The organism is Mucilaginibacter terrigena, from assembly GCF_004168255.1.
GTDB classification, from domain to species: domain Bacteria; phylum Bacteroidota; class Bacteroidia; order Sphingobacteriales; family Sphingobacteriaceae; genus Mucilaginibacter; species Mucilaginibacter terrigena.
Genome location: NZ_SEWG01000003.1, coordinates 583628 through 598446 on the forward strand (window position 1 = coordinate 583628; position 14819 = coordinate 598446).

The following is a 14819-nucleotide window of genomic DNA, read 5'->3' on the forward strand; positions in this document are numbered from 1 at the left end:
AAAAAGATGAAAAGGAAAATTTTGGTTGGTGTATTCTTCCTGGCGTTACTAAGTAATGCCTGTAAGAAAGACTTTCTTAACAAAACACCGAACGAGGATCTTACGGTAGAAGACGTATTCTCCAAACGCCAGTATGCCGAGGCATGGCTATCAAACGTATATTATTTTTTACCCGAAGAGATAAACTTTGTTGACCCATGGGGCCGCAACCCGTTTGTTTCATCAACCGACGAGATGAAAGTACCGTGGCCCGAAAAATATACAAACCTGATGAACTCGGGTGCCTGGAACGCATCAGACGAGGGGGTGCCGACAAACATCTGGAACTCCAACTATGACGGTATCCGCAAAGCCAATATATTTTTGGCAAACGTTGATAAAGTGCCGATTGACGATAATGAGAAGAAAAAGTGGACAGCAGAAGCTACCTTCCTGAGGGCGTTCTTTTATTTCTCCATCATTCGTACGCACGGCCCCGTACCGTTGATAACAGAAGTAATACCGGCCGAAGCCGACTTCTCGAAATTTAAACGCGCCCCCCTAAAGGAGTGTATTGACTTTGTAGTAAATGAATGTGATAAAGCGGTGCCTTTTTTAGATGCCGCCATTACCGAGGACAGGAATTACGGAAAAGTAACTAAATCTGCAGCGCTTGCGCTAAAAGCGCGTATTCTTTTGTATGCTGCCAGTCCATTATGGAACGGCGACCCTGCCTTTTCAAGTGTTGTGGATAAAGATGGTGTGTCATTATTCCCAACCCAGCCCGACCCAACACTTTGGGAAAAAGCATGGAAAGCTGCAAAAGCCTGTATTGACCAGGCTGAAGGGGCGGGGCATGGCTTATACCGGTCGCCCGATAACGACCCTGTTAAAAACTACCAGGGCTTATTTATACAGCGCTGGAATAAGGAGATACTATTTGCCAGGAACTGGGTTGGTGCTATGGAAGATATGGACAGGTGTACTTTCCCTAACGGGATGGGCGGTTGGTCTGGTTACTCGCCAACGCAGGAAATGGTTGATGCTTACGAGATGAAAAACGGAACCACCCCTATAACCGGGTATAATGCAGACGGTTCGCCTATCGTTAACCCGGCATCAGGATATGTTGAAAGTGGCTACTCGGCCGCTGCCGACCCCAAGGGATATTTTGAAGCAGGAACACGAAACATGTATGTAAACCGCGAACCGCGTTTTTACGCGAGCATCAAATACAATGGTTCGGAGTGGGCGGGCAGAAGGATAGAGTTTTACGACTCGGGGCGCGATAGCAGGCGCAACGGTGGGCGCGACCATGCCATTTGCGGGTACCTGATGAAGAAGTTCTCTGACTCGACCGTGGTTATCACCGAAGGAAAATTTGTAACCAAATCATGGACATTTTTTAGGTTAGGCGAGCAATACCTAAACTACGCCGAAGCTTTGAACGAAGACCAGGGGCCGATTGGTGATGTATATAAATACGTGAACCTGATACGCGACCGCTCGGGCTTGCCGCCGCTAACCCCCGGTTTATCAAAAGACCAGATGCGCGAGAAGATCAGGCACGAAAGGCGCATCGAACTTGCGTTTGAAACACACCGCTTTTTTGATGCCAGGCGGTGGAAAATTGCCGAGGTTACCGATAATAAAGAAATTCATGGTATGGATGTAGCCGCCGGGACTTCTTTTACTGATGATGCTTTTTATAAAAGGACAGTAATTGAAAAAAGGGTGTTTGTAGCGCCTAAACATTACTGGTTCCCAATTCCGCAGGGCGAATTAAGTAAGAACCCCAATTTAGTTCAAAACAAAGGATGGTAATGTTAAACCAACATAATATTATGAAAAGAATTTTAACAGCAATAGCATCAATAACACTAATGTTAGGTGCTTGCAAGCAGGAATATAAATACCCGGGTGGCGATCAGTATAAAGATCTGTACATGCCCCAGGCCCACAACGCCACGGTTACCAAAGGTTTATTAATGAGCGATACCGCGCAGGCAATTTTGTTCAGCGCCTCGTATGGCGGCCCGGGCAAACCTAATGGCGATATCACGGTAAATTTTGATGTATCGGCGGCACTGGTTGATACTTTTAACATGGCCAACGGTACAACCTATAAAATTATGCCCGAGGGGAGTTACGAACTGGATAAGCAAGGGGTAATTCCATCCGGAGGCCTTAGCACAGGGTCACTTAAAGTTAAGGTTAAAACTAAGGACGTGCTTAACGTATTTGAATCGTACCTGTTGCCGGTATCCATCACCACAAACAGCGCTAACCTGCGCCTTAACAGCCAGCTAAAAACCACTTATTTTTTAGTGACGCCAAGTTATGCGCCTGGCGATGTGCCCCGCCAGCATGTTTTAAAGCTTGATAACGGTTCTATTAAAGCCTTTCCTTATGGTTCGGGTGCCAATCTTGCATTAATTGCAAGGCAGGCCGATAATAATATGTACCGCTTTCCGGTAAAGGCCGATGGTACCTTTGACACGCCATCTACCATAGGCATTGGCTGGGGCGATGTGCAGATATTTATCCCGTTTGACGACAGGTGGGTAATAAGGAACGATGCCGGTAATATGTGGCAATACTTGTGGAGCCAGACGGGGCAGTTCCAGGGCGGTAACCAGGTTGGTTCGGGCTGGGATAATAATGACCTGATCATAGGCTATAAAAACAATATTTATAACCGTAACCGCGAATCTAAAGCGCTTACAAGATGGCCTTTCGCCGGATGTTTTTGCGGTGGTGTGTTTGGTGTAGATGGCAATTGGGGCGAGTACACACAGATCATTCCGTATAAAAACACGCTGTTAGGCGTTAAAGCTAACGGCGAGTTGTGGGAAAGCCAGGTAACCGAAAACGGTGAAGTTTCTGGTACACGTAAGGTAGGAAGCGGCTGGGATATGTACACCAGGGTGATTCCTTTTGGTGATGCCCTGTTGGGCCTTGATGCCAATGGCGATGTATGGCGATATGAGTTTGACCCCAAAGGTTTCTGGGCGTTAAAATAACCCGCAATTAATATTACATAAAAGAGGATAAGGGCCGTGGTTCTTATCCTCTTTTACCAATCAGCACTTAAAGTGCAACCTTAATCATTTTTATTATGTGGAGATTTAAAATTAAAGCCGGCTTTTTAAGCCTTATGTTGTCATGTGCTTTAGTAACAGCTTTTGCTGCTGATACACTTAATAAAAATGCTTGCTACGCCCTCATCAATCGTATCACTCCAAAACATGCAGCGCGTTTTGAGGTTGCATTTATCCCAAAAGACGGTGCAAAGGATGTGTTCGAATTGGAAAGCGCCGGTCAAAAGATCGTACTACGGGGTAATAACGAAACTTCGGTAGCCAGTGCGCTCAACTACTATTTAAAAAACTACGCGCATTACGATATAGGATGGAACACCGCCGAAGTGCACGATATCCCGGATGTATTGCCCCTTGTTCCCAACATAATACGGAAAGCAACTCCCTATAAATACCGGTACAACTTCAACTACTGCACATTTAATTATACAGCGTCCTGGTGGGACTGGGACCGCTGGCAACGCGCTATAGACTGGATGGCCATGAACGGTATAAATATGCCGCTGGCGCTAACAGGTCAAAACTCGGTATGGTACAATGTATATAAAGGGCTGGGCTTCACCGATAGAGAACTCGAAGGGTTTTTTACCGGCCCGGCCTATTTTAACTGGTTTTGGATGGGCAACCTTGATGGCTGGGGTGGCCCGCTATCCCAAAGCTTTATGAAAAAGCACGAAGCGCTGCAAAAACAGATTCTGGCGCGCGAAAGGGAACTGGGTATGACCCCTATTTTGCCTGCATTTACGGGCCACGTGCCCCGTAGTTTTAAAGATCATTACCCCAATGCCAAATTGTTTAAAACAACCTGGGGCGATGATTTTCCGAGTGTAGCTTTTTCGAGTATGCTTGATCCCAACGATCCCACGTTCACGGTAATCGGGAAAAAGTTTATGGAAGAGCAGAACCGTATTTATGGTACAAACCATTTTTACTCGGCCGATACTTTTAATGAAATGATGCCGCCCTCTAACGATTCTACATTTTTAGACCAGGTAGGGAAAAAGATCTACCAGTCAATGGCATCAAACGATACGGCCGCTACCTGGGTAATGCAGGGCTGGATGTTTAGTTATAGCCCCGATTTTTGGAAACCCACCCAAATGAAAGGCCTGTTAAATTCCGTGCCTGCCGATAAACTCATCGTGTTAGATCTATGGGGCGAAATTATCCCTCAATGGAAAGAGAACGAGGCTTTTTACGGTAAACAATGGATCTGGTGTATGCTGCATAATTTTGGCGGGACCAATAGCCTGTATGGCGATATGGCTCACATAGCTAATGACCCTAACCTTGCCCTCCACGATCCAGGATCAGGGAGAATGCAGGGGATCGGGCTAACGATGGAGGCTATTGACCAAAACCCGGCCATTTATGCATTAATGCTCGATAACATCTGGGAAGATAAACCCATTGACCTCGATAACTGGGTAAAGGAATATGCACATCGCCGGTATGGGCAAAATAATGCTGATGCCGAAAGCGCCTGGTCAGTATTAAAAAATACGGTTTACAGCGGCCAGCCCTGGTGGGGAACCGCGTCTATTATTACAGGTAGACCAACATTTGAAAAGGAGGCGAAATGGACGCATACAGAACTACACTACAAACCCGCAAACTTACTGCCCGCCTGGGAGAAATTACTGGCAGCAAGCAGCCAGCTTAAAAACAATGATGGCTTTCAGTACGACCTGGTAGATATAAGCCGGCAAGTAATGGCAAATTATGCCAACCATGTTCAGCAGCAGTTCGCGGCATCGTACAGGCGGGGTGATATGGCATCTTATAAAAAGCAAACCGCACTGTTTTTAACGCTGATAGATGATATGGACAAGCTATTGGCCACCCGGAAAGACTTTTTATTAGGTAAGTGGTTAAATGATGCCAAAAGCTATGGCGACGACCAGGACGAAAAGCAACTATTTGAAAAAAATGCCCGCGACCTGGTATCGCTTTGGGGCGATAAGGATTGCGGCATCCACGATTATGCGTACAAGCAATGGGCCGGGATGTTAAAAGGCTATTATAAACACCGCTGGATACAGTTTTTCAGCTACGTGGATAAACAAACCTCCCTGCATAAAAAAATAGACCAAAAGCAATTTGAAGAAAATATAAAAAACTGGGAGTGGAGCTGGGTGAATAGCCATGAAGACTACTCAAGTACAGCCGTAGGCGATTCTGTAAAAACCGCCGGAGAGATGTATGTAAAATATGGTATGATGATAAAAACAGCCTACGCCGCACGCGCTAAAAGCACATCAAAGTCACTTAAAAAAATCAGGAAAAATAAAGTTAACTAAGGAGAAGTACCCGTGTTTTTAAAAATATAACTATATGTTAAAGCAATATCTTTTTGGCCTGCTGGTCATTTTTCTCGTAGGTTCCTGCGCAAAAAAAAGCGCAACGCCCCCAAAGGTAAAAGGGCAGGATACTGTTGCTGTTGTAAAAAAGCAAATGTACCAGGCCGACCCAACCGTTTTTTATCATGGCGGTACTTATTACTTATATGGCACTAATGATGTAAATGCCGATATAGGTTTTTTGGTTTATACCTCAAAAGACATGAAAAATTGGACCATACCACCTGGGACAAAAAATGGTTATGCATTAATAAACGGTGATAGTTATGGTACTGCCGGTTTTTGGGCGCCGCAGGTTTTTTATGCTAATAATAAATTTTATATGGCTTATACAGCCAACGAAAATATAGCCATTGCGCAAAGCGATAGCCCGGTAGGGCCATTTGTTCAAACAGTTAAACAGGCGCTGCCGGCAACCGCAAAGCAAATAGATCCTTTTGTGTTTTTTGATACCGACGGCAAAGCATATTTATACCACGTAAGGCTGCAAAATGGCAACCGCATATACGTAGCCGAATTAAATGAAGACTATACAGGTATAAAAGCTAACACATTAACCGAATGTATAACTGCTGTTACCAATAGCCAGCCCTGGGAAAAAACCGCAGGTGCATCTGTTACCGAGGGGCCAACGGTTATCAAGCGTAACGGGCTCTATTACCTGTTTTATTCGGCAAACGATTTTAGGAGCGTTGATTATGCGGTTGGATACGCGGTAAGCAGCAGCCCACTTGGCCCCTGGGTGAAGTACACCGGTAATCCTATTATCAGCAAAGCTAACCTCAAATATAATGGCCCGGGCCACGGCGATCTTTTTACAGATGCGAATGGCAATTTTAATTATGTATTGCATGTTCATAATTCGGCTACAGTGGTTATCCCTCGTAAAACAGCCATAGTAAGTGGTAAATTTACAGCCAATGGCGCCGGGGCCGATAAATTTGAAATTGACCCGGCAACGTTTAAGCAGCTTACCTATACAGATAAGTAATGCCTGCGTATTTTTGTGAAAAACTTATGAAGATAAAGTGTCTTGTTTTTTTATTGATGTTAACTTCCCTTTCGTTGTATGCGCAGCAGGTGGCTAATAAAAACCTTGGTATTATACCGGCCCCGGCATCGGTAGTAATTAATAAAGGCGTTTTTGATCTTAACAAAACAGCCGCAATTATTTACGATGATAATGAAGGCCATACCGAAGCACAGCTATTGCATCATTTTTTGCTGCAAAGTTATAAACTGGATATTCCTGTCGTGAATGGATCTCGCAAAGCAGGAGTTAATGTAATTAGTTTTTCATCTGCCGGGTATGCCGGTAAAAACCCTGAAGGTTATACGCTGACCGTAACTGCATCGGTAATTACCATTTCTGGTAAGGGTGCCGGGCTGTTTTATGGTCTGCAATCCCTCATGCAGATAATTGATACCAGTCAGCAAGGTATTCCGTGCGCTGTAATTAACGATGAACCCCGCTATGCTTATCGCGGTATAATGCAGGATGTTGGCTATCATATTTTCCCCGTCGATTTTATCAAAAAACAGATTGACATGATGGCGAAGTATAAAATGAATACCTATCACTGGCACCTCACCGAAGACCACGGCTGGCGCATCGAGATAAAAAAATATCCCAGGCTTACTTCTGTAGGGGCTTACAGGGCGCAAAGCCCGGTAAGCAATTATAATAATGATATGTCGGGTTTGGATGGCACACCCTATGGCGGGTTTTATACCCAGGCCCAGGTGCGCGATATTGTGAAATATGCAACTGAGCGGCACGTTACCATCATCCCCGAAATTGAATTGCCCGGTCACTCTTTAGCCGCGCTTGCCGCCTACCCGGAGCTTGCCTGCGGCGACAACCCCGGCCCGTTTAAGGTAGCCGAAAATTGGGGAATATATGATGATGTGTATTGCGCGGGTAAGGATTACACCTTTGATTTTCTGGAAGATGTACTTACCGAGGTGATGGGACTTTTCCCCGGTAAATACATCCATATTGGCGGCGACGAAAGCCCTAAGTACAAGTGGGAGAAATGCAAATATTGCCAGAAGCGTATAAAGGATAACCATTTAAAAGATGAGCACGAGTTGCAGAGTTATTTTATCCGCAGGATAGAAAAATTTGTAAACTCAAAAGGCCGGGATATTATTGGCTGGGACGAGATCCTGGAGGGAGGGCTGGCCCCAAAAGCAACCGTAATGAGCTGGAGAGGGATAAAAGGAGGGATAAGCGCGGCAAAGCAGGGGCATGATGTGGTGATGGCTTCCGAATCGCACCTGTACTTTGATTTTATACAGGGCCCGCGCGAACTGGAACCTATTGCTATCGGTGTAGGCTACAATCCTTTACCGCGCGTGTATGCATTTAACCCGACCCCGGCTGCGCTTACACCCGCTGAACAAAAACATATAATAGGAGTAGAAGCCCCCTTGTGGACAGAGCATATGGAAACGCCTGCCAAGGTGGAGTATATGCTTTACCCACGTTTATTTGCCCTGGTCGAAATTAGCTGGACACCGGTGGACCGTAAAGATTACGAGGATTTTGCTGAGAACAGGTTACCCCAACACCTGCTGTTGCTTGATAAAGCCGGTACGGTTTACAGAGTGCCAACCCCTATTGGGCAAAAAGATACTACGCTATGGGGTGCCGATTTTACACTGACCTTAAAAGCGCCTGTTGAAAATGCGCAGATCTATTATAACACCGATGGCCAGGATGTACGGGAAACCGACCATATTTATGCTAAACCGCTGCATATTGTTGTCCCCGAAGGAGAAATGCGGCAGCTTAAAACAATGGTGATAGCACCCTCGGGGAAAAGGAGCATAGTTACCACAACAACCTTGGTTAATAAAGCAGCGTCAGAACCCGCTCAGATAAACATATCTTCGCTGAAGCCGGGTATCAAATATTTTTACATTTCGGGTAAGCTTGCCTCAGTAGATTATGCCGATTCAAACAAAGTAACGCAAAAAGGTATCGCAACAGAACCTGACCTGCAAAAATTTGACAGCGAAACGGATCACGCGCTGATCTATAAAGGCTATATTAACATTACGAGTGATGGCGTTTACACTTTTGCTATGCCATCGGTTGGTTGCAGCGTAAGGATTGATGATGAGCAGGGAGTTAGAAACAGCAATATCTACAATCCTTTTGATCTGCAAAGCTATCAATACCAGGAAAAAACGGTTTCTTACAACCTTAAAAAAGGAATGCACAAGATCCAGATAAAATATATCCCGTCCGACGCAGGGAACAGGGTAAGGATGGCGGGTACAAACGGGGCTTATGAAAGTCTGAAAGACCTCGTATTTACCGGTAAATAATGTGCAAATCCTTAGCCATTATATCAGTTTAAGATCATCTTTCCTGTATGCAGCTAACGAAGGGTTTTCGGGCGACAGTTCTGTAATAAGGTAATTAACCTGGTTAAAATCGCATATTTTAATGCGTTGGCTGGTATTTAGCTTTTCCGAAATGCTTAATACTGCAACCTTTTTAGCACATCGGATAAGCGCTTTTTTCACCTGCACAACCTCCCAATCAATGTCAGTAAGCCCATCGTTCACCGAAAACGCGTTGGCGCCAAGCAGGCACATATCCACTTTCAGATCGGCCAACTCATTTATCACGCTGGCGCCTATATGCAGGTTTGCGTTTTTGTTCAGTTTACCGCCAATGGTGATCACATCGATGTTACTATGTTCTGATAATGTGATGGCAACCTGAGGGCTGATGGTGAAAAATGTCATGTGCAGATTCTCGGGGATCATCTTTGCGAATTCAATAATGGTGGTACCGCCCTCGGTAATAACCACCATTTCATTTTTCAATAGCTTGAGGGTTTTTGCGGCAATGGCTTTTTTGTGTTCCTGCGCATAAACATTATCGGTGCTAAAGAAAGGGGGGACGAATGATTTACTGATTGCCCCGCCATGTACTTTTAGTATTTCACCACTATCAACCAGCTCTTTCAAATCACGCCTAACGGTATCATCAGACACATTTAATATAGTAGCCAGGTCGGTAGAGAGAACTTTATTATGTAAATTGATCTCCCGCATGATGATTTTGATGCGTTCTTCTTTTAGCATTGATCTAAGGTTTTAAGTTAAATGATAATAGCAAAAGTACGTAAATGAATAAAATTTTTAGAAAAACTTGCAATTGAACATTTTTGCGTATATATTTACATTATAAAACGCAATAAAACGCAAAACGTATTTTGTACCTAAATCAAATTAAAGCTTTTTTAAGCGCAAGTGCTAAACCTGGAATCAATTATTAGTAACCCTTTATGAAATATACCATTAATACTTTTTTAAAATGCGTTTTGGGAATGCTGCTGTTCCTGGGCAGTAAAACAGTGCAGGCAGCCAGTCAATCCGGTTCAGATGATCTGAATAAAGAGGCCAGCTATAATTTAATTAAACGTGTTTTACCGGCCTATGCCGATCATTTTGTAGTAGAATACGCCGCCAAAGAAAACGACAAGGATGTTTTTGAACTTGAGAGCAAAGGGGATAAAATTATATTAAGGGGTAACAACGGTATATCCGTAGCAAGCGCGCTTAATTACTGGCTAAAAAACCTTGCGCATTGTGATATCAGTTGGAACGGTACCAATTTGGCTATTCCTTCGCCTTTCCCCACGGTTCCGCAAAAGGTACATAAGGTAACCCCGCACGAGTATCGCTACTATTTTAATGTTTGTACGTTCACCTACACCGCCACCTGGTGGGACTGGGACCGCTGGCAATGGGAAATTGATTTTATGGCCATGAACGGCGTTAACATGCCGCTGTCTTTTACGGGGCAGGAAGCATTATGGGACAGGGTTTACCGCAGCATGGGCTTCGGCGATAAGGATATGGATGCGTTTTTTACTGGGCCGGCTTACTTTATGTGGTTTTGGGCCGGGAATATCGACGGACTGAACGGGCCATTGCCTCAAAGCTGGATGAAAAGCCATGAAGAACTGGAAAAGAAAATATTAGCCCGTGAACGCGAACTGGGCATGAAACCAATATTGGCGGCTTTTAGCGGGCATGTGCCCCCAACCTTTAAAGAAAAGTTCCCGAATGCCAAGGTTGATAAAGTAAGCTGGGAAGGCCGTTTTGCTGATGCGTATGTTCTGGATCCAAACGACCCGCTGTTCCAGGAAATTGGTGACAGGTATATGAAGGAGCAGGACAAAGCCTTTGGCAACACCGACCACCTCTACGGCGCGGATACATTTAACGAAATGTTTTTGCCGCACGAAGACAGCGCATACGTGCGTAACATTGGTACCGCTGTATATAAAGCCATGGCCAAGGTTGACCCTAAAGCCACTTGGATATTACAGGGATGGACGTTTTGGGATAAGAGAGATTTTTGGAAACCCGAACGTGTTAAAAATTACCTGAACGATGTACCCGACGATAAACTGATCATACTTGACCTGTTTGCCGACCAGCAACCGATATGGACCAAAACAGATGCCTTTTATGGCAAAAAATGGATCTGGTGCATGCTGCACAATTTCGGGGGCAAAAATGTAATGTTTGGCAATATGGATTACATAGCCAAAGAACCCGCAGAGATGGTCCATGATAATAACCGGGGTAAATTATCGGGCATTGGCTTAACCCCGGAAGGTATCGAGCAAAACCCGGTAATGTATTCACTGATGCTGCACCATGCGTGGAACGATCAACCCGTTAACGTGCCCCAATGGCTTAACAACTATGCGTACAGCCGTTATGGCAAAAAAGACGTGCACACCGAAAAGGCATGGCAGATACTACATAAAACAGTTTACAGCCAGGAAGGGAGCTACGAATCCATAATAAGCGGTCGACCAACGTTTAATAAAAGTACAGATTGGGCTTCAACCGAGATAGATTATAACCCGGCAAAATTGATAAATGCCTGGAATGAGCTGATAACCCCCGCCGCGACCTTAAAGAACAACGATTGCTATCAATACGACCTGGTATCGATAGGCAGGCAGGTAATGGCCAATTACGCAACCGTATTACAGCAGCAGTTTGCCGCTGATTTTAAAAGGCATGATAAGGCCGCGTTTAAAAAACATACCGCGGCGTTTATGCAATTGATAGATGATATGGATGCCCTGATGGCAACGCGCAAAGATTTTCTGCTGGGCAAATGGCTCAACGATGCCAAAGCCTGGGGAACAACCCCGCAGGAAAAGAAATTGTATGAAATGAATGCCCGGGACCTTATAACACTGTGGGGTGGTAAAGATGCAGTATTGCACGATTACGGCACCAAGCAATGGGCGGGCCTGTTCAAAGGCTTTTATAAAAAGCGCTGGGAATTTTTTATAAACGATGCCAATTCATCACTTAATACCGGCAAAAAATTCAATCAGCATGCCTTTAATACAAAAGTTAAAGCATGGGAGTGGCAATGGGTAAACAGCAACGAAGAATATGCTGACAAACCACAAGGCGACCCTGTAGCGCTTTCAATAGCTATGCACAAAAAGTATGCGGCATTAATTGCTAAGCAGTACAAGAATAACCCTAAGCTGATATCTCAGAAATAAAATATTAATATATACCACAACAAAATGATACGTATAACCGAACAGCCATCAAAGTACAGGCACCTGGAGACATTAAGAATAGATGAGATAACAGCAAGCATCAACAAGGAAGACAAAACGGTGGCCCTGGCTATTGAAAAAGCTTTGCCACAAGTAAACGCGTTAATAACTTCGATAGTGGCGAAACTTAAAACAGGGGGGCGGATGTTTTACCTGGGTGCAGGTAGCGGCGGCAGATTGTCTGTATTGGATGCGATAGAACTGCCTACTACCTATGGTGTTGAAAAGGGACTTGTGAATGTGATACTTGCAGGAGGGGCCGAACATTTAATTGAAGCACTTGAGGAAAAAGAAGATGATGCCGCTGAAGGCTGGGTCAAATTACAGGAAGCATCTATCAGCAATAAGGATATCGTTATTGGCATATCGGCAAGCGGTTCTACACCGTTTGTGCTTGGCGCTTTAAAAGGCTGCCGTGAAAATGGCATCACTACCGGCTGTATAGTTAGCAACCCCGGTTCGGTAATTGCCAAGCATGCCGATCTGCCGGTTGAAGTAGTTACAGGCCCCGAATTTATTACCGGCAGTACGCGTATGAAATGTGGTACCGCCCAAAAGATGCTTTGCGACATGATCAGTACCACTACCATGATCCAGTTAGGGCGGGTAGAAGATAACAGCATGGTAAACGTTAAACTGATAAACAATAAAATTATCGACAGGAGTGTTAAGATGCTGATGGAAAAATCGGGTATGACGGATTATGATGAAGCTAAAAAGCTTTTAATGGCCGCGGGCAGTGTAAAAAACTCGTTAAACAACCTGTTGTCGATAAAATAAACGTTAGTATTAGGCATTTTTAAAGCCCTGTAATGAAACAAAATTACTTTACTACTATATATCTTTTTTTGCTTTTAGTGTTTTTGGGGATGCCTGCCGTTAAGGCACAGGAAACGTTCCTTGTAGGCGCTGCAAAAGTTAGCATCGACCCGGATTCAACCGTTTTTTCGGTGCCGCTGGCAGGCTACGGTGCACCAAGGGATGGCAGGTTTAGCATTGAGTGGAAGCTGAAGCAGGATCTTAACGAAATAAACCTGGTTGCCGCCGCTGGTAAAAAACTATACGCCGTTAACGCCGCGCATGAACTGCTTGTTGCCAATGGCACACAGCAAACCGCTAAATGGAAAAAAGCCGGTACGGCAAAGGGAATAACAGCAATTACGGGGACCAATACCAAACTATACGCACTTCAAAATAACAATGTAGTTGCGTTAGATCTCACCAAAAAAACCGGCTGGAAAAAAATAGGGATAGCAGATAATGCCAATACCCTCACCGTTTTAAACGGAAAGTTATACGCTGCTAACATTGCTAACGAGTTATTACAGGGAAATATAGGCAGGGCCGGTATCAAGTGGAAAACAATTGGTAAAGCCAATAACATTGTGAGCCTGGTAAATGATGGCAGCAAAATTTATGGTGTAGATGCAAATGATACACTTTACTCAGTTAAACCCGGCAGTGGTAAGGGATGGTTAAAAATAGGTACGTATAACGCAACTACTTACGATATTAAAATAAAGCAGTTGCTGGTTTTTAATAAAAGGCTGTACGCCCTTAATGATAAGGAACAGCTTTTTATGGCTAACCATAGTACGGATAATACTCTTTCGGCAAGGGCGCTGGCTATCAAAAGCAAAAATAAAACGGTTATTATAGTTACGTTAGATCTTACTGGGTTCGATTACTCCTTAGGTAAGGATATAAAAGACATCATCTATAAAAAACGAATGATCCCGCAGTCGGCAATTATTATCAATGGCTCGCATACACATTTTGCACCGGTTACACAATGGTTCCCCACTTTTGGCGACCACGGGCAGGTTCCCGATAGCATCTATTTTAATAATATCTTAAAGCGCGGAATAGTTAAGGCCATAGAAGGCGCTTTAGATCACATGGAGGCTTCAACTATCTATTTTGGCAGGGGCAGTACCAATATAGGGCATAACCGCAGCTCGGCTGATGGTGAAACACCTTATGACGGCACACTGGATGTATTAAAGTTTGAAAACAACCGGCACCAGGTAAGTAATTTACTATTTCTTACAGGTTGCCACCCGGTATTTAAAAACGATGGTGCCGAAGGGGTTACCGTAAGCGCCAACTACCCCGGCGTATCCAGAAATATGCTGGAAGAAAAAACCGGCTCGAAAACAGCGCTTTTTGTACAGGGCTGTGCAGGTGATATAAACCCGCGGGATGACAGTCACCAAAAAACAGGTACCGACCTGGGTAACGATGTGCTGAAAGTACTCAATGGCGATATGCCCCAGATAAAGGGTGACATCAGCTATACTATGGATACCCTGAATATACCTACACATCCCTGGAGCAAGGAAAAAGTTACTGAACTTAGAACGCAAGCTGTAAAAGAACCGGGTAACGTGTATGCCGAAAAGGATGTACGCTGGGCAAACTTAATGCTTGGCTATTACCAGCATAACAGCGTTCCCCAAATAATGCCGGTATATGTGCAAACCATAACCATTGGCAATTGGAAGCTTGTTGGCCTATCGCGCGAGGTAGTTACCGAGTATGGCCCCGCTATACGTGCGGTATGGCCCGATAAGTACGTAAGTGTTGCAGGCTATTGTAACGATGTGCCAAGTTATTTACCTATCGGCAGGCATATTAATGCACAAACGTACGAAGGCTATGATTCCTTCTTCTGGAACGCGCAGCCGTCGCTTTTCCCCGTGGATATTTTTGATACCGTGATGGCCGGGATAATAAAAATTAAAAACCGATAA

9 protein-coding genes are annotated in these 14819 nt (G+C 44.5%); 8 read left to right on the forward strand and 1 reads right to left on the reverse strand.

The genetic code is table 11. The features are described from left to right. Positions 1-6 precede the first annotated feature (6 nt). The 5 genes from EWM62_RS09800 (at position 7) to EWM62_RS09820 (ending at position 8776) form a co-directional block, all read left to right on the forward strand. Positions 7-1803 (forward strand): RagB/SusD family nutrient uptake outer membrane protein, encoded by a 1797-nt coding sequence (locus tag EWM62_RS09800; protein WP_129876466.1) that lies wholly within the window; start codon positions 7-9, stop codon positions 1801-1803. 20 nt (positions 1804-1823) lie between these two features. Beyond that, entirely contained in the window at positions 1824-3002 is a 1179-nt protein-coding gene (locus tag EWM62_RS09805) for a DUF1735 domain-containing protein (RefSeq protein ID WP_162499819.1), read from the forward strand. A 95-nt stretch (positions 3003-3097) separates the two neighbouring features. Continuing rightward, positions 3098-5380, forward strand: coding sequence for an alpha-N-acetylglucosaminidase (locus EWM62_RS09810; protein WP_238989319.1), 2283 nt, complete (start codon positions 3098-3100; stop codon positions 5378-5380). Between the two features lie 34 nt (positions 5381-5414). Next, the gene (locus tag EWM62_RS09815) at positions 5415-6431 is read left to right on the forward strand and encodes a glycoside hydrolase family 43 protein (protein ID WP_129876468.1); all 1017 of its coding nucleotides are present in this window, start codon (positions 5415-5417) and stop codon (positions 6429-6431) included. A 56-nt stretch (positions 6432-6487) separates the two neighbouring features. Next, a complete protein-coding gene (locus EWM62_RS09820; protein ID WP_238989320.1) occupies positions 6488-8776 on the forward strand; it encodes a beta-N-acetylhexosaminidase in 2289 nt (762 codons plus the stop codon). Positions 8777-8794: 18 nt separating this feature from the next. Here the strand turns inward: EWM62_RS09820 and EWM62_RS09825 are convergent, their stop codons facing one another. Continuing rightward, complete coding sequence (locus tag EWM62_RS09825) at positions 8795-9544, reverse strand: DeoR/GlpR family DNA-binding transcription regulator (protein ID WP_129876470.1); 750 nt, start codon at positions 9542-9544, stop codon at positions 8795-8797. A 203-nt stretch (positions 9545-9747) separates the two neighbouring features. On the opposite strand from EWM62_RS09825, the gene EWM62_RS09830 reads away from it, so the two are divergent. The 3 genes from EWM62_RS09830 to EWM62_RS09840 are packed head-to-tail and all read left to right on the forward strand — an operon-like array spanning position 9748 to position 14819. Next, positions 9748-12006: an alpha-N-acetylglucosaminidase gene (locus EWM62_RS09830; protein WP_238989321.1), complete on the forward strand. Its 2259-nt coding sequence runs from the start codon at positions 9748-9750 to the stop codon at positions 12004-12006. 24 nt (positions 12007-12030) lie between these two features. After that, complete coding sequence (locus EWM62_RS09835; RefSeq protein WP_129876471.1) at positions 12031-12846, forward strand: N-acetylmuramic acid 6-phosphate etherase; 816 nt, start codon at positions 12031-12033, stop codon at positions 12844-12846. A 32-nt stretch (positions 12847-12878) separates the two neighbouring features. Beyond that, positions 12879-14819, forward strand: coding sequence for a hypothetical protein (locus EWM62_RS09840; RefSeq protein WP_129876472.1), 1941 nt, complete (start codon positions 12879-12881; stop codon positions 14817-14819).

Bases quoted from the DNA above. Each gene is read 5' to 3' on its own strand.
- EWM62_RS09800 (WP_129876466.1), top strand. From the start codon at position 7: ATGAAAAGGAAAATTTTGGTTGGTGTATTCTTCCTGGCGTTACTAAGT.
- EWM62_RS09835 (WP_129876471.1), top strand. From the start codon at position 12,031: ATGATACGTATAACCGAACAGCCATCAAAGTACAGGCACCTGGAGACA.
- EWM62_RS09825 (WP_129876470.1), bottom strand. From the start codon at position 9,544: ATGCTAAAAGAAGAACGCATCAAAATCATCATGCGGGAGATCAATTTA.
- EWM62_RS09820 (WP_238989320.1), top strand. From the start codon at position 6,488: ATGTTAACTTCCCTTTCGTTGTATGCGCAGCAGGTGGCTAATAAAAAC.
- EWM62_RS09815 (WP_129876468.1), top strand. From the start codon at position 5,415: ATGTTAAAGCAATATCTTTTTGGCCTGCTGGTCATTTTTCTCGTAGGT.
- EWM62_RS09840 (WP_129876472.1), top strand. From the start codon at position 12,879: ATGAAACAAAATTACTTTACTACTATATATCTTTTTTTGCTTTTAGTG.
- EWM62_RS09810 (WP_238989319.1), top strand. From the start codon at position 3,098: ATGTGGAGATTTAAAATTAAAGCCGGCTTTTTAAGCCTTATGTTGTCA.
- EWM62_RS09805 (WP_162499819.1), top strand. From the start codon at position 1,824: ATGAAAAGAATTTTAACAGCAATAGCATCAATAACACTAATGTTAGGT.
- EWM62_RS09830 (WP_238989321.1), top strand. From the start codon at position 9,748: ATGAAATATACCATTAATACTTTTTTAAAATGCGTTTTGGGAATGCTG.